This is a genomic window from Saccharopolyspora rosea, assembly GCF_025643595.1.
GTDB classification, from domain to species: Bacteria; Actinomycetota; Actinomycetes; order Mycobacteriales; family Pseudonocardiaceae; genus Saccharopolyspora; species Saccharopolyspora rosea.
Genome location: NZ_CP102826.1, coordinates 4382012 through 4400008, shown reverse-complemented (window position 1 = coordinate 4400008; position 17997 = coordinate 4382012). Strand labels below are relative to the sequence as shown.

Here is a 17997-nt window from a genome sequence, read left to right as displayed (position 1 = left end):
GCACGGACCGCGCTGTTTGAATCATGATATACCAAGTTTCAGGCAGTAGCCGTTGCTTTTCGTGGAACGGCGGCTTTTCGTGGAGACCGGCGGCCGCGGCGGCAGCCGCGGAGAGGAGAGCCGTGAAACCCGCATCGTTCGAGTACCACCGGGCGCACGACGTGCGCGGCGCGACCGAACTGCTCGCCGAACTCGGCGACGAGGCGAAACTCCTCGCCGGCGGGCAGAGCCTGGTGGCCATGATGAACTTCCGGCTCGCCCGCCCGGCCGCGCTGGTCGACATCGGCCGCGTCCGCGGCCTCGACCAGCCGGTCCGCGAGGGCGACGCGCTGCACGTCGGTGCGCTGACCACCCACCGCAGGATCGAGACCGCCGCGGAAACCGCCGGTGGTTTCCGGGTTCTCAGCCGCGCGGCCCGCTGGATCGGGCACTACCCGATCCGCACCCGCGGCACCGTCGGCGGCAGCCTGGCGCACGCCGACTCCACCGCGGAGTGGTGCCTGCTGGCGGTGTTGCTGGACGCGCGGATCGTCGTGCAGAGCACCCGGGGTCGCCGCTCGGTGCCCGCCGCGGACTTCTTCCTCGGCGTGTTCACCACCGCCCTGGAACCGGACGAGATGATCGTCGAAGTGGTGTTCCCGAAACCCGCGCCGCACGCAGCGCTGACCGAATTCGCCCAGCGCAGCGGGGATTTCGCGATCGTCGCCGCGGCGGTGGACCTGGGCGGGGCCGACGGCGGCGGGCGGGTCGTGCTGGGCGGGGTGGCGCCCGTGCCGGTGCGGGTGCCCGAGGCCGAGGCGGTGCTCGCCGGGGGCGAACCCGGTGACGAACTGTTCGAGGCGTGCGCCGACGCCGCGGCGGCCGCGATCGACCCACCCGCGGACGCGCACGGCAGCGCCGAGTACCGGCGCGCGCTCACCCGCACGCTGGTGCTGCGGGCGTGCCGCGAGGCGGTGGCCGGGTGACCGGGCAGCGGTGGGTCGGCGCGCGGTTGCGCCGCAGGGAGGACCGGCGGCTGCTGACCGGACGCGGCTGCTTCGTCGACGACCTGGAACGCGCGTCGGCGCTGTCGGCGGCGTTCGTGCGCAGCCCGCTGGCGGCCGCCGACATCGACGCCGTCGACCTCACCGCGGTGACCGAAGTGGACGGTGTGCGCGCCGCGTTCGCCGCGGCGGACCTCGGCCTGAGCGGGCTCGTCGCACTCCTGGAGCGCGACGAGTTCACCCCCACCACGATGCCCGTGCTGGCCGCCGACCGGATCCGCTACGCGGGCGAGCCGGTGGCGATCGTGCTGGCCGACGACCCCTACACCGCCGAGGACGGCGTCGAACTGGCCTCCGTCGACTACACCGCCCGCCGCGCGGTGACCTCGGTGGACGAGGCGCTGGCCGAGGGCGCGCCGCGCGTGCACGACGAACTCGTCGCCAACGCGTTCCTGGACCTCACGCCGTTCGACGACGACGTCGACGACGTGCTGACGACCGCGCACTGCGTCGTCGAGACCACTGTGGACAGCGCGCGGCAGAACGCGCTGCCGCTGGAACCGCGCGGCTGCCTGGCCGAGTGGTCCGACCGCGACGACCAGCTCGTGGTGCACATCTCCACCCAGGTGCCGCACCAGGTGCGCACCGCCGTGGCCCGCTGCCTGGGGCTGTCCGAACGGCAGGTGCGGGTGATCGTGCCCGACGTCGGCGGCGGTTTCGGCCTCAAGTGCGTGGTGGGCCGCGAGGAGATCGCGGTGGCCGCCGCCGCGCTGCGGCTGCGCCGCCCGGTCAAGTGGATCGAGGACCGCCGGGAGGGGCTGTTCGCCAGCTTCCACGGCCGCCAGCAGCACCACCGGGCGCGGGCGGCCTTCGACGCCGACGGCCGGATCCTCGCGCTGGACGCCGAGATCCGCTGCGACGTCGGCGCCTACTCGGTGTTCCCGTTCACCAGCGGGGTGGAACCGCTGATGGCCGCGCACGAGATGCCCGGTGTCTACCGGGTGCCGCGCTACCGCGTGCGGGCCCGCGGCGTGGCCACCAACAAGGCGCCCACCGCGCCGTACCGGGGCGTGAGCCGCCCGCAGATCGTGCTGGTCATGGAACGGCTGATGGAACGCGCCGCGCGGCGGCTCGGGCTCGACGCGGTCGAGGTGCGGCGGCGCAACCTGATCGACACGTTCCCGCACACCGGGGTCAACGGCATCACCTACGACCCCGGCTCCTACCGGGAGTCGCTGGACCTGTGCGAGCGGCGGCTGACCGACGAGGGGTGGCCGCGGCGGCGCGCGGACCCCGACCGGACCATCGGGATCGGCTACGCCTGCTTCAACGAGCGCACCGGGTACGGCACCGAGGCGTTCGCCCAGCGCAAGATGTCCGTGGTGCCCGGGTACGACATCTCCGAGGTGCGCATGGACCCTGGCGGGCAGGTCACCGTCACCACCGGCACCTCGGCGCACGGGCAGGGGCACGAGACCACGCTCGCGCAGATCGCCGCCGACCGGCTCGGGCTGCACCCGAACGCGGTCAAGGTGCGGCAGGGCGACACCGACCTGGTCAGCTACGGCTGGGGCACCTTCGGCAGCCGCTCGGCGGCCATCGGCGGCGGCGCGGTGCGGCAGGCCGCCGACCGGCTCGCCGAACGCATCCGGACCGTCGCCGCGCACCTGCTGGAGGCCGACCCGGACGACGTCGAACTGGACGACGGCCGGTGCCGGCTGCGCGACGACCCGGACCGGTCGGTGCCGCTCGCGAGCGTCGCCGAGACCGCCTACCTGCGCTCGCACCGGCTGCCGAAGGGAACCGAGCCGGGCCTGTCCGGCCAGGCCGTCTTCGACGTGCTGACCTCGGGCACCTTCTCCAACGCCACCCACGGCGCGGTCGTCGAACTGGACCGGCGCACCGGTGCGGTCCGGCTGCTGCGCTACCTGGTGGTCGAGGACTGCGGCGTGGTGATCAACCCGGACATCGTGGACGGCCAGGTGCGCGGCGGTGTCGCGCAGGGCATCGCCGCGGCGCTGTACGAGGCGATCGACTACGACGCCGACGGCCAGCCGACCGCGGGCAGCCTGATGGACTACCTGGTGCCCACCGCCGCGGAGGTCCCCGAGATCGACGTCGAACACCTGGAGACGCCGTGCGCGTTCACCGAGACCGGCGCGAAGGGCATGGGCGAGGGCGGCACCATCGGCGCCCCGGCCGCGGTCCTCAACGCCGTCAACGACGCGCTGCGCGGCACCGGGGTGGAACTCGACGCGGTGCCCGTGCGCCCCGAGCAGGTTCAGCGAGCCCTGGAGAGCCGATGAAGGACCAGCACCTGATCACCCTGACGGTCAACGGCACCGAGCACGAGGTGGTCGTCGAATCCCGCCGCACGCTCGCCGACGTGCTGCGCCACGACCTCGGCCGCACCGGCACGCACCTGGGGTGCGAGCACGGGATCTGCGGCGCGTGCACGGTGCTGGTGGACGGCGCGCCCGCCCGGTCGTGCCTGATGTTCGGCGTGCAGGCCGACGGTTGCCAGGTCCGCACCGTGGAGGGCCTGGCCGACGGCGACGAGCTGTCCGACCTGCAGGAGGCGTTCTCCCGCCACCACGGGTTGCAGTGCGGGTTCTGCACGCCGGGGTTCCTGGTGCTCGCGGAGGCGTACCTGGCGGAGAACCCGGACGCCGAGGCCGCGGACATCCGCGAGGTGGTCTCGTCCAACCTGTGCCGCTGCACCGGCTACCAGGGCATCGTCGCCGCCATCACCGACGTCGCCCAGCGCCGCAGGCGCAGCGCCTGCCCGGACGACGGGAGCGGCGCATGAGCACCGCGTTGCCGCAGCGCACCGGGGTCGTCGGTGCGCGGGTGCGGCGCCACGAGGACGACCGGCTGCTCCGGGGCCTGGGCCGGTTCGCCGACGACGTCGACCGGCTCGGCCAGGTGCACGTGCGCTTCGTCCGGTCCACCGCGGCGCGCGCGGAGATCACCGGCATCGACACCTCGGCGGCCCGGGCGGTGCCGGGGGTGGTCGCGGTGGTCACCGGGCACGACCTCGCCGACCTGCCGCCGATCCCGATCCGGCTGCCGCGCGGCGACGAACCCGACGGCTGCCTGCAACGCGTCCTGCCGACCGACGAGGTCCGCTACGTCGGTGAACCGGTCGCGGCGGTGGTCGCCGAGGACCCCTACACCGCCGAGGACGCCGCCGAACTGGTCGTGGTGCAACACCGGGAACTCCCGGTGGTGGTGGACGCCTCCCACGCGGCACCGGTGTCCACACTGGACGTCGGGTACGGCGACGTCGACGCCGCGTTCGCCGCGGCCGCGCACGTCGTCGAGATCGACGTGGAGATCGGCAGGCACGCGGCGGTGCCGCTGGAACCGCGCGGTCTGGTCGCCGAGCACTCCGAGGCCGACGGCACGCTCCAGGTGTGGGGCGCGACGAAGGTGCCGGTGTTCAACCGCGACGTGCTCGCCCGGATGCTCGGCATGCCCGCCGAACGGGTGCGCCTGCACGCGGTGGACGCCGGGGGCGGGTTCGGCGCGCGCGGTGAGTTCTACCCGGAGGACCTGCTCGTGCCGTGGCTGGCCCGGCGGTTGCGGCGCCCGGTGAAGTGGACCGAGGACCGCGCCGAGAGCCTGGTCGCGCTCAACCACTCCCGCCAGCAGCGGCACCGGGTCGCCGCGGCCTTCGACGCCGACGCCCGGCTGCTGGCGCTGCGCGACCACGTCGTGCACGACAACGGTGCCTACCTGCGCACCCACGGCCTGCTCGTCCCGGAACTGACCGTCGGCATGCTGCCCGGCCCGTACCGCGTCCCCGCGTACCGGGCGAGGCTGGACGTGGTGCTGACGAACAAGACGCCGTGCGGCACCTACCGGGCCCCCGGCCGGTACGAGGGCACCTTCGCCCGCGAGCACCTCTTCGACGTCGCCGCCGACCGGATCGGCGTCGACCGGGCCGAGCTGCGGAGACGGAACCTGTTGCGGGCCGATGAGATCCCGCACGTGCGCCCGCTGCGCGCGCTCGGCACCGACGTGGTGCTCGACGCCGGTGACTACCCGGCGCTGCTGGAGACGGCGCTGGAGCGGACCCGCGGCTGGCGCGAGGAGGTCGCGCGGCTGCGGGCGCGGGGGCACCACGCCGGCTACGGGTTCGCGGTGTTCCTGGAGAAGAGCGGGCTCGGTCCACATGAGACGGCCGATGTGATCGTGGAGCGCAGCGGCCGGGTGCGGGTGCACTCCGGCGGAACCTCGCTGGGCCAGGGGATCGAGACGGTGCTGGCGCAGATCGCCGCCGAACGGCTGGGCGTGGACCACACCCGCGTCGACGTGGTCAACGGCGACACCGAGCTGCAACCCCACGGGCTCGGTTCGTGGGCCAGCCGGTCCACCGTGCTGGCGGGCAACGCCGTGGACCTGGCCGCGACCGCGGTCCTGGACCGCGCCCGCGCCGTTGCCGCACGACTGCTCGGCGCCCCGCCGGACCTGCTGGACCACGACGGGGACGGCTTCGCCGTCGGGGACCGGCGCGTCGGCCTCGCCGAGCTCGCCGCCGCGTGCGCACCCGGGAGCCCGCACCTGACCGCCGGGGAGGAACCCGGGTTGCGGGCGCGCCGGGTGTTCGAGGTCGACCACATGACCTACCCGTACGGGGTGCACGTGGCGCTGGTCGACGTGGACCCGGGCACCGGGCGCGTCGCGGTGCCCCGCTACCTGGTGGCCTACGAGGTCGGGCGGGCGATCAACCCGGCCTTGGTGGAGGGCCAGCTGGTCGGCGGCGTCACCCAGGGGCTCGGCGGCGCGGTGTACGAGCGGTTCCACTACGACGCGCAGGGCCAGCCGCAGGCCACGACCTTCCTGGACTACCTGGTGCCGACCGCGGCCGAGGCCCCCGGCCTCGTCGACGTCGTCGTCACCGAGGACGCCCCGAGCCCGGACAACCCGTTGGGCACCAAGGGTGCCGGGGAGGGCGGGATCACCGCGGTGGGCGCGGCGGTGGCCAACGCGGTCCGCGACGCCCTCGGGCTGACCGGGGACGTCGGTCGGCTGCCGCTGAGCCCGAGCCGCGTCCACGGACTTTTCCAGCACGGCATGGGAGGAACCGCATGCGGTTGAGCAACGAGGTGGTGCTCCCGGCAGCGCCGGACGAGGTGTTCGCGCTGCTGGGCGACGTCGAACGGGTGGCCCCGTGCCTGCCCGGCGCGACGCTGGAAGGACGGGAGGGCGACGACTCCTACCGGGGCCGGGTCCGGGTCAAGGTCGGCCCGATCTCGGCGTCCTACCGGGGCACCGTCCGCTTCCTGGAGGTCGACGAGTCCGGCAACCGGCTGGTGCTGGACGCGCGGGGCAGCGACGAGCACGGCAGCGGCGGCGCCGAGGCGAAGGTGCAGGTGCGGGTCCGCCCGCACGACGAGGGGAGCCTGCTCTCGCTGGACACCGACCTGGTGATCCGCGGCAAGGTCGCCCAGTTCGGCAGGGGCGCGCTGGGCACCGTCTCGCAGCAGCTCATGGAGAAGTTCGCCCGCAACCTCGGCGGCCTGCTCACCGAGGCGCCCGCCGAATCCGCCACTCCCGCCGAATCCGCCGCGCCCGTCGAACCGGCCGCGCGCACAGCGGCACCGGCGGAGGCGCCGCAGGCCGACGGCGGTGAACTCGACGGGATCTCCCTGGTGGCGCTGCCGCTGCTGAAGCGGGCCGCCCCGGTGGCGGCGGCGCTGGCCACCGGATTCCTGGCCGGACGGCTGCTGGGCGGCCGCGCGCGGCCGCGCGACGTGCTGGCCGACGAGGTCGTCACCGCCACCGTCCACATCGGAACGCGGCGCTACGCGGTCCCGGCGCGCCGGATCGTCAGCCTGCTCGGGAAGCGGTGAGACATGCTGCGCAGAACCGCTCCCGACCCCGGCGTCGTGGTCCTCGCGCTGGACCGGCCGGACGTCCACAACGCACTCGACGCCGCGTTGGTCTCGGCGCTGCACCGGGAATTCGAGGAGCTCGGCGCGGACGTGCGGGCGGTGGTGCTCGCCTCCACGACACCGGGGCGGTTCTGCGCGGGCGCCGACCTGGCGGTGCCCGACGCCGAACGCCGACAGGTCAGCGACGACCTGTACGCGCTCTACGAACGCATGGTGCGGCTGCCCGTGCCGGTCGTGGCGGCCGTGGACGGCCCCGCCGTCGGTGGCGGGGCGCAGCTGGCGCTGGCCGCCGACGTGCGGATCGGCTCGCCGCGGGCGCGGTGGAAGTTCGCCGGCCCCGGGCACGGGTTGTCCGTCGGACCGTGGGCGATGCCCTCGACCGTCGGTCGCCGGGCGGTGGAAATGGTGCTGTCCCAACGGTTCGTCGACGCCGACGAATCGGTGGCCACCGGCCTGCTCGACCGCACCGCCGACGATCCGCTCGCCGCCGCCGTCGAGCTGGCGCGCGGTGTCGCGCACCTGGACGCGGACGCGGTGCGCCGTGCGAAGGAACACGTCGTCGCGGGGGAGCGGTTGCTCGAACGCCTCGCGGCCGAACGCGCCGCCAACGCGGCGGTGTTCACCGGCGCGGTCCGGCGCTGATCCCACCACATCGCACAGGGAGGTCCGAGTGCCCCACACCACCACCGACGACGGGGTGCGGCTGCACTACGAGGAGTCCGGCAGCGGCGTGCCGGTGGTCTTCGTGCACGAGTTCGCCGGCGACCACCGCTCCTGGGAACCGCAGGTGCGGCACTTCTCCCGCCGCTACCGCTGCGTCGTCTACGCCGCGCGCGGCTTCCCGCCGTCGGACGTGCCGACCGACCCCGCGAGCTACGGCCAGGCCCGCGCCGTCGACGACCTCGCCGCCGTGCTCGACGCCATCGGCGCGGAACGCGCCCACGTGGTCGGCAACTCCATGGGCGGCTTCTGCGCGCTGCACTTCGGACTCCGGTACCCGCGGCGGGCGCTCTCGCTGACGGTCGCGGGCTGCGGGTACGGCGCCCACCCGGACGCGCGGCAGAAGTTCCGGGAGGAGTCGGAGAAGGTCGCGATCGCCTTCGAGACCGAGGGCTCCGCGGCGATGTCGACGTGGTACGGCCACGGCCCGGCCCGGGTGCAGTTCCAGAACAAGGACCCGCGCGGCCACGCCGAGCACGTGACCGTGCTCGCCGAGCACGACCCGGTCGGCGCGGCGCTGACGATGCGCAACGTGCAGAAGGAACGCCCCTCGCTGTACGACCTGCGCGCCGAACTGTCCACGATGGACGTTCCGGTGCTGGTGGTGGCCGGGGACGAGGACGAAGGCGTCCTGGAGACCGACCTGATGCTCAAACGCACCCTGCCCAGGGCCGGCCTGCTGGTGCTGCCCAAGACCGGCCACGTCAGCAACCTCGAAGAACCCGAGCTGTTCAACCTGCACCTGGAGCGCTTCCTCGCGCAGGCGGACCACGACCGCTGGCCACCCCGCGACCCGCGCTCCCTGAGCACGTCGACGACCGGCGCGAAATAACCCCAACCGAAGGGAAATCCACCATGGACCTGAAACTGGACGGCAAGGTCGCGTTCGTCACCGGCGCCAGCAAGGGGATCGGGCGGGCGTGCGCCGAGCAGCTCGCCGCCGAGGGCTGCGACGTCGCCATCACCGCCCGCACCGAGACCGACATCGTCCGCGCCGCCGACGAGATCGCCGCGGCCACCGGCCGCAAGGTCGTCGGCATGGCCGGGGACATGAGCGTCACCGATGACGTCGAACGCGCCGTCGCCGCGACCATCGAGCGGTTCGGGCGCATCGACGTCGTGGTGACCTGCGCGGGTTCCTCGCCCGGCGGTCTGCTGGAGGACCTGACCGAGGAGCAGTGGCTCGGCAGCATGCAGCTGAAGTTCCTCGGCTACGTGCGCACCGTCCGCGCGGTCATCGGCCACATGCGCGAACGCGGCGAGGGGTCGATCGTGCTCGTGGTGGGCAACGACGGCCTCAAACCGTCCTACTGGGAGATGACCGCCGGCGCGGCCAACGCCGCCGACATCAACTTCGCCTCCTCGGTCGCCGAGCAGTACGGGCCGCTGGGCATCCGCTGCAACACCGTCAACCCGGGCCCGGTCAACACCGACCGCTGGTCCGGGCTGGAGGCCGCGTTCGCCCGGGACAAGCAGGTCGACGGCGAACGCGCCCACGAACTGGCCGTCTCGTCGTTGCCGCTGGGGCGCATCTGCGAAGCCGAGGAGGTCGCCAACGTCGTCACCTTCCTCGCCTCACCGCGCGCGAGCTACCTCAACGGCGCGCACATCCCCGTCGACGGTGGGCAGCGCAAGGCGTTGATGGACGTCTGAGCGCCTGTCTTCTGACTCTTTTTGGGGGCGGTGCCGGGAGCGGAACCTCAGCCGCCCGCCCGTCGCCCGACCACCGCCCCCCCAAGGAGGCGCTGACGCGCCGCGGTGCTCATCGGAGAACCCGCGGCGGTGCAAGTTGCTTGCGTACTCACCGAAAGAGAAAGCGGCTGTCGCCGCTTGCCACGCGGGTTCCGGGAGCAGGTTCAAAGACAGGCACTGAGCCCGCCGTCGTGGTGACGAAGGCGGCGGTGGGCTCGTCGCGCAGACCGTTCACGAGGAGGCGCCGTGCGAACCGCGGACCGGATCGTCCAGGAGTTGCCGTGGAAGTGGCGGGTCCAGGGCGCGATCTTCCTGATCGGCGGCCTGGGATTCATGTTCGACGCGTGGGACGTGGCCCTCAACGGGTTCCTCATCCCGCTCGTCGGCCAGGAGTGGGGGCTGTCGTCGGCGCAGCGCGGTTGGATCGGCACCGCCAACCTCGTCGGCATGGCCGTCGGCGCGGTCGTGTGGGGTGCGGTGGCCGACACCATCGGCCGCAAGCGGGCGTTCAGCCTGACGCTGCTGATGTTCTCGCTGTTCTCCCTGGCCGGTGCGGCGTCCCCGGACTACGTGGCGTTCTGCGCGTTCCGGTTCCTCGCCGGGGTCGGCCTGGGCGGCTGCATCCCGGTCGACTACGCCCTGGTCGGTGAGTTCACCCCGGCCAGGGTGCGCGGCCGGGTGCTGACCGCGATGGACGTCTGGTGGCCGGTGGGCGCGACGCTGTGCGGCGCGGTGTCCACCGCGCTGCTGGCGCTGCACAGCTGGCGGTTGCTGCTGGCGGTCATGGTGCTGCCCGCGCTGCTGCTGGTGTGGGTGCGCCGGTCGGTCCCGGAGTCGCCGATCTACCTGGTCAGCCGGGGACGCGTCGACGAGGCGCGGGCGGTGGTCGACGACCTGGTGCGCCGCACCGGCGCTGCGGTCGACGAGCCCGCCCGTCACCCGACCACCGCCCCCCAAGGAGACGCTGCGCGTCGCGGTCGCATCGGTCACCCAGCCACCGCCCCCCAAGGAGACGCTGCGCGTCGCGGTCGCATCGGTCGCCCGACCACCGCCCCCCAAGGAGACGCTGCGCGTCGCGGTGTGGGACCGGCGGAACGCGAGTCGGGGCGGCTGACCATCGCCTCGGTGGGTCGCCAGCTCGCCGAGCTGTGGCGGTTCGGCGCGCGCGTCACGTCGGTGGCGTGGTTGCTGTTCCTGACCGTCTTCCTCGTCTACTACGGGGCCCTGACGTGGCTGCCGAGCATCCTCGTCGCGCAGGGCTACGGCGACTACGCGGCCTTCATGGTGACCACGTTGATGACCGGCATCGGCGTCGTCGGCGTACTGGCGTCGGCGTGGCTGGTCGACGTCATCGGCCGCAAGTGGGTGATCGGGGTCAGCGGTCCGCTCGCCGTGCTGGCCCTGGTGCTGTTCGCGGTGCGGCTCGACGTCCCCGCCGAGGCGAGGTGGTGGATCACCGCGTTCGGCTTCCTCATCGAGCTGACGATCCCCGCGCTGTACGCGTACGTCTCGGAGCTGTACCCGACGTGGCTGCGCGCGTCCGGGTTCGGCTGGGCGTCGACGGTCAGCCGCGTGGGGTCCGGCTTCGTCCCGGTGCTGTTCGGGACGGTGCTGTGGCCGTACCTCGGGCTGCCGCTCACCTTCGCCGCCATCGGCGGACTCCTGGTCCTGGCGTCGCTGTGGATGGCCGTGGCCGCGCCGGAAACCCGGGGGCGGGAACTGGACGCCCCGCGCGTCGGCGAACCCGTCCGCGACCGGGAGTGAGCGTGACCACACCGGGTCGCCAACCTGGACCGGTTGCGCCGATCGTGCGATGGTGCCCTGCGGAAACCGAGGAGGAGGACGCGTGATGCAGTGGGCTGAGCGGGTCGGCGCGGTGCGGGTGATCGGGACCGGCGTGATGGGGCGCGGCATCGCCCAACTGGCCGCCACCGCCGGGCTCACCGTGGAACTGGCCGACGTGCGCCGCGAGGCCGTCGACGCGGCCGTCGAGCACGTCGGCGCGATGCTCGACAAGCTCGCCGCCAAGCAGCGGCTGTCCGAGCAGGAGGCGGAAGCGGCCAAGCAGCGGTTGCGGCCGGTCGACGGCCCGCTGACCGAGACCTCCGCGGACCTGGTGATCGAGGCGGTCCGCGAGGACCTGGCGACCAAGCGGGAACTGTTCGCCGAGTTGGAGAAGGCGTGCCCGGAGGGCGCGGTGTTCGCCACCAACACCAGTTCGCTGCCGGTGACCTCGATCGCCGCCGCGCTCCGCGACCCGAGCCGGCTGGCCGGGCTGCACTTCTTCAACCCCGTCCCGCTGATGCGCCTGGTCGAGGTCATCCCCGGCGCGCGGACCGCGGAGTGGATCCCGGAGGCGTTCGCCGCGTTGGTGCGGCGGTTGGGCCACCAGCCGGTGATCGCCGCCGACACCCCCGGTTTCCTGGTCAACCACGCCGGTCGCGGGCTGAACACCGAGGCGCTGCAGATCCTCGCCGAACAGCTGGCCGCCCCGGCCGACGTCGACCGGATCTGCCGGGACGTGCTGGGCCTGCGCATGGGCCCGTTCGAGCTGATGGACCTCACCGGCCTGGACGTCACGCACCCGGTGATGGAGAGCGTGTGGTCGGGCTTCTACGCCGAACCCCGGCTGCGGCCCTCGCCGATCACCCGCGGCCGGATGGAAGCGGGACTGCTGGGCCGCAAGACCGGCGAGGGCTTCTACCGCTACGTCGACGGGGCGAAGCAGGAACCGCCCGAACCGCAGGCGCCGAGCGGTCCGCGCCGACCGGTGTGGTCGGACAACGCCGAACTGCTGGACCTGCTGGCCGCCGCGGACGTCGCCGTGGAGCGCGGCGCCGCACCATCGGCCGAGGCGGTCGTGCTGCTGACCCCGTTCGGCCCGGGCGCGGCCACCGCCGCGCTGGACGCCGGGCACCCGGTGCGGCGGGTGTGCGGCGTCGACCCGTTGAACTGGGACCGGCGGTTCACGCTGACCGTGCACCCGGCGGTGGACCCGGACGTGGTCCGGGCGGCGTGGGCGGCGCTGGCCGCCACCGGTCGCGCGGTGACGCTGGTGCGCGACGGCGCGGGCATGGTCGCGCAGCGCCTGCTCGCCGCGATCGTCAACACCGCGTGCGGCATCGCCGAGCAGGGGTTGGGTGCGCCCGAGGACATCGACACGGCCGTGCGCCTGGGACTGGGCTATCCGCGCGGACCCCTGGAGTGGGCGGGGCACGTGGGCGCCGAGCGCGTCCTGGCGGTGCTGCGGGCGCTGCACTCGGCCACCGGCGACCCGCGCTACCGGCCGAGCCGCTGGCTGGTCGACCGCGCCGCGCTGGGTCTGCCACCGACCGAAACCGGCACCACCCCGGACGACGTATTGTCCACTATGGACTGAGGGCGGTGGGGTCCCCGTTCCGGGACGTTGCCCCCGATTTCGCGTCATCACTAGCGTCGCGCCCATGCAGTGGTCGCAACCAGTGCGCGCCCTGGCCGCCGCCGCGCTGCTCGTGGTGGTCCCGGGGGCCACCGCCGCCGATGTCGCGGATCCGGTGTGGTCGGCGGACCCCGGGCGCGGTACGTCGGTGTTCGAAGGGGTGGAGACCAAACCGGGCAGCGTCGACGTCGTCGAGGGCGGCACCGCCTACCGGTTGCGCACCTCCGGCCGGAAGCAGGGGTCCGAACGGGTCCGGGTGGAGACGCGCGGCCACCGCACGCCGGACGGCGCGGCGCTGCGCTTCACCGAGGGCGACACCTACTACGTCGGCTGGCGCTCGAAGTGGGGCCCGCTGCCGACGAAGGACGGCGACTGGGTCGTGCTGTGGCAGCTCAAGGACTACGGTTCGGGCGCGGCCACGCCCCCGCTGTCGCTGCGGGCCCGCGGTGACCGGCTCGACCTGGAGTACACCGACCCGGCGATGAAGACCACGAAGCTGTGGGACGTCCCGCTGCCCCGGGACCGGTGGAACGACTTCGTCGTCGGCATCCACTTCTCGCACGACCCCGGCCAGGGCTGGGTGCGGTTCTGGTACGACGGGCAGCCGCAGCACCTCGCCGGGAAGGACCAGTACCCGGCCGCGACGGTGCGCGCCGACTTCGTGACGGACAAGTGGGGCGTGTACCGCTCCGACGGCATCACCGGCCCGGCCACCGCCTACCTGGCCGACGCCCGGGTCGGCAGGTCCTACACCGAGGTCGCGGCGCGCTGACGGGCGCTTGCGGGAAAACGCGTGCCGCCGCGGGCACCGGCGGGCTAGGTTCGCAGGGCACGCACGCGGTGGTCGACTGGGGGAGACCGTCGACATCGGACCGCGTCGGTCGACGGGAGGACGCATGCTGATCGAATCCGGGCAGGTGGCGGTCGTCACCGGGGCCGCGCAGGGCATCGGGCGGGCACTGGCCGCCGAACTGGTGGGGCGGGGCGTGTCGGTGGCACTGGTGGACCTGCACGAGGACGAGGTGCGCAAGACCGCCGGGGAACTCGGCGACGCCGCGGTGCCGTTCGTCGCCGACGTCACCGACGGCGACGCGGTGGCCTCGGTGGCCGAGCGACTGCTCGCCCGGTTCGGCCGCCTCGACCTGGTCGTCAACAACGCCGGAGTCGCGCCGAACGACGGGAAACCGCTGTGGGAGGCCGACCTCGCCGACTGGCGGCGGGTCGTCGAGGTGAACCTGTTCGGCGTGCTGCACGGCATCAGGGCCTTCGTGCCGCACCTGGTGGCCGCCGAACGCGGGCACGTGCTCAACATCGCCTCGCTGGCCGGGCTGACCGGGACTCCGCTGAGCGCGTCCTACGGCACGTCCAAGCACGCCGTGGTGGCCCTGTCCGAGGTGCTGCGCGCCGAGCTGGAGATGCTGGGGTTGCCGGTCGGCGTGACCGTGGCGTGCCCGGCGTTCGTGCGCACGCCGATGGTCGAGGGGACCCGGGAGGTGGTCGAGTTCCCGCAGTGGGCCGAGCGGCTGGGCGACAACGCCGCCGCGGTGCTGGCGGCGATCGCGGAGACGCTGGGGGACATGCTCGAACCCGACGAAGCCGCGCGGCGGATCCTGGCCGCGGTGGAGGCCGACCGGCTGCACGCGCTGCCCGGCGGCGACCCCGGTGGCGCGGCGCGGCACCGGGCGCAGCGGGTCATCGACGCCGTCGCCGCGGCGCAGCCCTGACCCGCGTCGTTGCTCCCCCGGGGTGCACCTCGTTGACGGGGTGATCGGGCGCGATCTAGGTTCGCGAAAACGGTGTCCGGAGCGGCGGAACTGCGCCGCGACAGCAGCGCGACCGGTGTTGCGGCCGCCCTGGCGAGAGGGGCCGGACGATGCGGCGGCACGTGGTCGGCTACTGCTTCCCGTGGGACGTGGACGAGGGTTTCGCCGTTCGCGCAGTGGAACTCGGCGTCGACGAGGTGGCGATCGCCACCGCCCACCGCAGCACCCGGGCCGCAACGCCCTGGTGACCGCTGCGTTCTGCGGTGCACGCCCGGCATGCGTCGGACTCGGCGTCCACGTCGCGGTGACCGGCGCGGCGCCGGTGCCCGACATCGGCGGCCACGCGCGCGAGCTCAGGTGGGCGGGGGCGGACGAACTGCACGTCCACCACCTGGGGCTGGCCGGCCCGGCGCAGGTGCCGGACCTGCGTGCGGCGGTCGCCGCCTGGCGGGAGTGACGCTCTGTCTTCGAACTCCTTTTGCGTGGCGGTGCCGGTGGCGGAACCTCAGCGGCCCGCCCGTCGCCCGACCACCACCCCCCAACGAGGCGCTGACGCGCCACAGCCACACCGGCTCCGGGATCCCCTCCTCATGTACCCATCCCGTACACGGCGTCGGGGCTGTCCTCGCGAGACGCCCGCCCGTCGCCCGACCGCCGCCCCCCACGGAGGCGCTGACGCGCCGCTGTGCCCATCGGAGAACCCGCGGCGGTGCAAGTGGCGAGGCCACTCACCGAAAAGAGAAAGCGGCTATCGCCGCTTGCCACACCCCTTCCGGGAGCAGGTTCAAAGACAGACTCGCACCGAAAGAGGAAGCGGCTGGCGCCGCTTGCCATGCGTGTTCCGGGAGCAGGTTCAAAGACCGGTGCTCAGCCCGGCGAGTTGGCCTCGCGCAAGGTCCGCATGGTCTGGGCGAGCGCGGCGGAGTCCACCTCGCCGAGCGGTTGCAGGACGCGCCTGCGCAGGATCTCCGCGCAGGCGGTGCGGGCGCGTTCGGCGACGTCGAGGCCGTGGTCGGTGAGCACCGCGTAGGTGACGCGGCGGTCGGTGTCGCAGGGTTCGCGCCGGATCAGCCCGGCCTTGGCGAGGCGGTCGGCGACCTTGGTGAAGCCGCCGCTGCTCAACGCCGCCTCGTGGGCGAGCTTGGTCATGGGCATGCGGTGCTCGGGGGAGCGGACCAGGCGCACCAGGATGTCGAAGGAGGCCGGGGCGAGTCCGAACTGGTCGGAGATCTCGGCCATGATCCGCTCCTGGGTGACGTGGTACCCCTCGATGACCAAACCCCACCAGGTGACGATCTGGTCGTCATCGGTCCGCGTCTCGACGGGGGCCACGTCGCTGCTGCTCACCGGCTGCTCCTCCCTGCGGCATCGCTCCTGGCCCAGTCTACCGGTTCGGTTCGCCGCGAAGTCTCTTGCAAGGAAGAAAACTTTTGGGCTACTGTCTTCCGTGGAAGAGATAAGGGGCTGTGCCCCGAGCGAAGGAGTTCCGATGAGCAACCCCGTCAAGCTCAGCGTCATCTACTACTCGTCCACCGGGACCGGTACCGAGATCGCCAACACCCTGGTCGCCGAGGCCGAAGCGGCCGGCGCCGAGGTCCGGCTGCGCCGCGCGCCCGAGCTGGCCCCCGACTCGGCGATCGACGCCAACCCGGCGTGGCGGGCCAACGTCGAGGCCACCCGCTCGATCCCCGAAGCCACCCCGGACGACGTGGAGTGGGCCGACGCGGTGATCTTCGGCTCGCCGACCCGCTTCGGCAACATCGCCTCGCAGCTCAAGCAGTTCATCGACACCCTCGGCGGGCTGTGGGCGCAGGGCAAGCTGGCCGACAAGGTCTACAGCGGCTTCACCTCCAGCGCCACCGCGCACGGCGGCCAGGAGTCCACCCTGCTGGCGCTGTACAACTCGTTCCACCACTTCGGCGGCATCGTGGTGGCGCCCGGCTACACCGACGGCGCCAAGTTCGCCGACGGCAACCCGTACGGCACCAGCCACGTCGACGCGCAGGGCCAGAACAAGGTCGACGACACCACCCGCGCCGCCGCCGCGGTCCAGGCGCGCCGCGTCGTCACCATCACCCGGGCGCTGCGCAGCGCCTGACGCAGCCGGGCCGCGCGGTACCGGGGGCACCGCGCGGCCCCGGCGAACGGAGGGCGCGATGGCCATCGCCACCAGCGGTCTGCACCACGTCACCGCCATCGCCGGGAACCCTCGGCGCAACGCCGAGTTCTACCAGCGGGTGCTCGGCCTGCGGTTGGTGAAGACCACCGTCAACTGAAGCGGCGCTGCCGAGCCGGTAGATCACGTCCGCTGCCGGACGATCGCGGCCACCACGAGCCCGCGACCGGTCGTCCAGCGACCGGAGAACCCGGTCAGCGGGGCACCGCCCACCTCGGGCGCCGGGCGCAGCAGGTGCGCGGTGAAGGTGCCCGCGGCCGGGTCGACGTCGATCCGCGCGTCTTCGAAACCCAGCCACTCGCGGGTCAGCGGGAACCACGCCTTGTAGACGGACTCCTTGCAGCAGAACAACAACCGGTCCCAGTTCCGGGATGGGTCCGCTGTGGACAGTTCGGTGAGGCGGGCGCGTTCGGCGGGCAGCGACACGACGTCGAGCACGCCGTCCGGCAACGGACCGTCCGGCTCGGCGTCGATGCCGACGGTGAGCACCTGCTCGGCGCGGCCCACCACGGCGGCCCGGTAGCCGTCGCAGTGCGTGAGGCTGCCGACGACGCCGTCCGGCCACACCGGTTCGCCGCGCTCGCCGCGCGGCACCGGCGCGGGCGGCACGCCCAACTCCGCCAGCGCCCGGCGGGCGCACCAGCGGGCCGTGGTGACCTCGCGCCGCCGCTTGTCCACGGCCCGCGCCACGAGCGGCTCCTCCTCCGGCAGCAGCACCGCCTCCGGCGGATCGCCGAACGCCTCCGCGCTGCGGGCGGCGTCGGGCAGCAGCGTCGCGATCACGGCGGGGTTCTCGTGCACGGCGACCACCGTAGTCGCAGCGGTCGATATCCTGGGCGCGACCGCGCGAGGAGGAGTCCATGGCCCAGCACGACGCGTTCCACCCCGACCTGCCCGCCCGCGGCCCGCTGCGCGCCCGCCTGCACCACGTGCGGGCCGCCGATCTGGACGCCGGGACGGCGCAGACCACGGGAATGCGGCGGCTCGCCGCGGTCAGCGGGGACCTGGTCGGTTCGGAGAAGATCTGGATGGGGCAGACGCACGTCGCCCCGGCCACCGCCTCGGACAACCACCACCACGGCGAGTCGGAGACGGCGATCCACGTGGTGCGCGGGCACCCGGAGTTCGTCTTCCACGACGGCGAGCAGGAGGTCCGGATCCGGACCGAGCCCGGCGACTACATCTTCGTCCCGCCCTACGTCCCGCACCGCGAGGAGAACCCGGACCCCGACGAGGAGGCCGTCGTGGTCATCGCCCGCAGCACCCAGGAAGCCATCGTGGTCAACCTCCCGGAGCTGTACGCGCTGCCCGAGTGACCCTTGACACGCGGGGCGCCCGCGATCAC

18 protein-coding genes and 1 pseudogene are annotated in these 17997 nt (G+C 73.4%); 17 read left to right on the top strand and 2 right to left on the bottom strand.

What is annotated here, in order from left to right:
* The first annotated feature begins 122 nt into the window (after positions 1 to 122).
* The 14 genes from NV263_RS20275 to NV263_RS20210 all read left to right on the top strand — a co-directional run bounded on the left by NV263_RS20275 (position 123) and on the right by NV263_RS20210 (position 14933).
* Positions 123 to 965 (top strand): FAD binding domain-containing protein, encoded by an 843-nt coding sequence (locus NV263_RS20275; protein WP_263248045.1) that lies wholly within the window; start codon positions 123 to 125, stop codon positions 963 to 965.
* Positions 962 to 3289, top strand: coding sequence for a xanthine dehydrogenase family protein molybdopterin-binding subunit (locus NV263_RS20270; RefSeq protein WP_263248044.1), 2328 nt, complete (start codon positions 962 to 964; stop codon positions 3287 to 3289). The genes NV263_RS20275 and NV263_RS20270 overlap by 4 nt, the downstream gene beginning before the upstream one ends.
* Positions 3286 to 3792, top strand: a complete 507-nt coding sequence (locus NV263_RS20265; protein WP_263248042.1) for a (2Fe-2S)-binding protein — start codon at positions 3286 to 3288, stop codon at positions 3790 to 3792. Before NV263_RS20270 ends, NV263_RS20265 begins: the two co-directional genes overlap by 4 nt.
* Positions 3789 to 6086, top strand: a complete 2298-nt coding sequence (locus NV263_RS20260; protein ID WP_263248040.1) for a xanthine dehydrogenase family protein molybdopterin-binding subunit — start codon at positions 3789 to 3791, stop codon at positions 6084 to 6086. Before NV263_RS20265 ends, NV263_RS20260 begins: the two co-directional genes overlap by 4 nt.
* A complete protein-coding gene (locus NV263_RS20255) occupies positions 6077 to 6841 on the top strand; it encodes an SRPBCC family protein (protein WP_263248038.1) in 765 nt (254 codons plus the stop codon). Before NV263_RS20260 ends, NV263_RS20255 begins: the two co-directional genes overlap by 10 nt.
* Before the next feature lie 3 nt (positions 6842 to 6844).
* On the top strand, positions 6845 to 7525 hold the full coding sequence (locus NV263_RS20250) for an enoyl-CoA hydratase/isomerase family protein (protein ID WP_263248037.1): 681 nt from the start codon (positions 6845 to 6847) through the stop codon (positions 7523 to 7525).
* A gap of 28 nt (positions 7526 to 7553) precedes the next feature.
* Positions 7554 to 8435, top strand: a complete 882-nt coding sequence (locus NV263_RS20245; RefSeq protein ID WP_263248035.1) for an alpha/beta fold hydrolase — start codon at positions 7554 to 7556, stop codon at positions 8433 to 8435.
* A gap of 23 nt (positions 8436 to 8458) precedes the next feature.
* On the top strand, positions 8459 to 9256 hold the full coding sequence (locus tag NV263_RS20240) for an SDR family oxidoreductase (protein ID WP_263248034.1): 798 nt from the start codon (positions 8459 to 8461) through the stop codon (positions 9254 to 9256).
* Positions 9257 to 9541: 285 nt separating this feature from the next.
* The gene (locus NV263_RS20235) at positions 9542 to 11059 is read left to right on the top strand and encodes an MFS transporter (RefSeq protein WP_263248031.1); all 1518 of its coding nucleotides are present in this window, start codon (positions 9542 to 9544) and stop codon (positions 11057 to 11059) included.
* Between the two features lie 85 nt (positions 11060 to 11144).
* The gene (locus tag NV263_RS20230) at positions 11145 to 12674 is read left to right on the top strand and encodes a 3-hydroxyacyl-CoA dehydrogenase (protein ID WP_380757757.1); all 1530 of its coding nucleotides are present in this window, start codon (positions 11145 to 11147) and stop codon (positions 12672 to 12674) included.
* A gap of 64 nt (positions 12675 to 12738) precedes the next feature.
* Positions 12739 to 13485 carry a polysaccharide lyase gene (locus tag NV263_RS20225; RefSeq protein ID WP_263248028.1) on the top strand — a complete coding sequence of 249 codons (747 nt, stop codon included), beginning with the start codon at positions 12739 to 12741 and terminating at the stop codon, positions 13483 to 13485.
* Between the two features lie 124 nt (positions 13486 to 13609).
* Positions 13610 to 14437, top strand: a complete 828-nt coding sequence (locus NV263_RS20220; protein ID WP_263248027.1) for an SDR family oxidoreductase — start codon at positions 13610 to 13612, stop codon at positions 14435 to 14437.
* A gap of 149 nt (positions 14438 to 14586) precedes the next feature.
* Complete coding sequence (locus tag NV263_RS20215) at positions 14587 to 14724, top strand: hypothetical protein (protein WP_263254467.1); 138 nt, start codon at positions 14587 to 14589, stop codon at positions 14722 to 14724.
* Positions 14721 to 14933, top strand: coding sequence for a hypothetical protein (locus NV263_RS20210; protein WP_263248026.1), 213 nt, complete (start codon positions 14721 to 14723; stop codon positions 14931 to 14933). Before NV263_RS20215 ends, NV263_RS20210 begins: the two co-directional genes overlap by 4 nt.
* Positions 14934 to 15343: 410 nt before the next feature.
* On the opposite strand, the gene NV263_RS20205 is transcribed toward NV263_RS20210, so the two are convergent.
* Positions 15344 to 15823, bottom strand: coding sequence for a MarR family winged helix-turn-helix transcriptional regulator (locus tag NV263_RS20205; protein ID WP_263248025.1), 480 nt, complete (start codon positions 15821 to 15823; stop codon positions 15344 to 15346).
* Between the two features lie 142 nt (positions 15824 to 15965).
* Here NV263_RS20205 and wrbA point away from each other — a divergent pair, with 142 nt between their 5' ends.
* Entirely contained in the window at positions 15966 to 16574 is a 609-nt protein-coding gene (gene wrbA / locus NV263_RS20200; RefSeq protein ID WP_263248023.1) for an NAD(P)H:quinone oxidoreductase, read from the top strand.
* Between the two features lie 58 nt (positions 16575 to 16632).
* Positions 16633 to 16749, top strand: a pseudogene (locus tag NV263_RS20195) (VOC family protein); the annotation flags it as partial.
* Between the two features lie 26 nt (positions 16750 to 16775).
* On the opposite strand, the gene NV263_RS20190 reads toward NV263_RS20195, so the two are convergent.
* Positions 16776 to 17453: a 4'-phosphopantetheinyl transferase family protein gene (locus tag NV263_RS20190; protein ID WP_263248022.1), complete on the bottom strand. Its 678-nt coding sequence runs from the start codon at positions 17451 to 17453 to the stop codon at positions 16776 to 16778.
* Positions 17454 to 17512: 59 nt separating this feature from the next.
* Here NV263_RS20190 and NV263_RS20185 point away from each other — a divergent pair, with 59 nt between their 5' ends.
* Positions 17513 to 17968, top strand: coding sequence for a cupin domain-containing protein (locus tag NV263_RS20185; RefSeq protein ID WP_263248020.1), 456 nt, complete (start codon positions 17513 to 17515; stop codon positions 17966 to 17968).
* Positions 17969 to 17997: the final 29 nt, after the last annotated feature.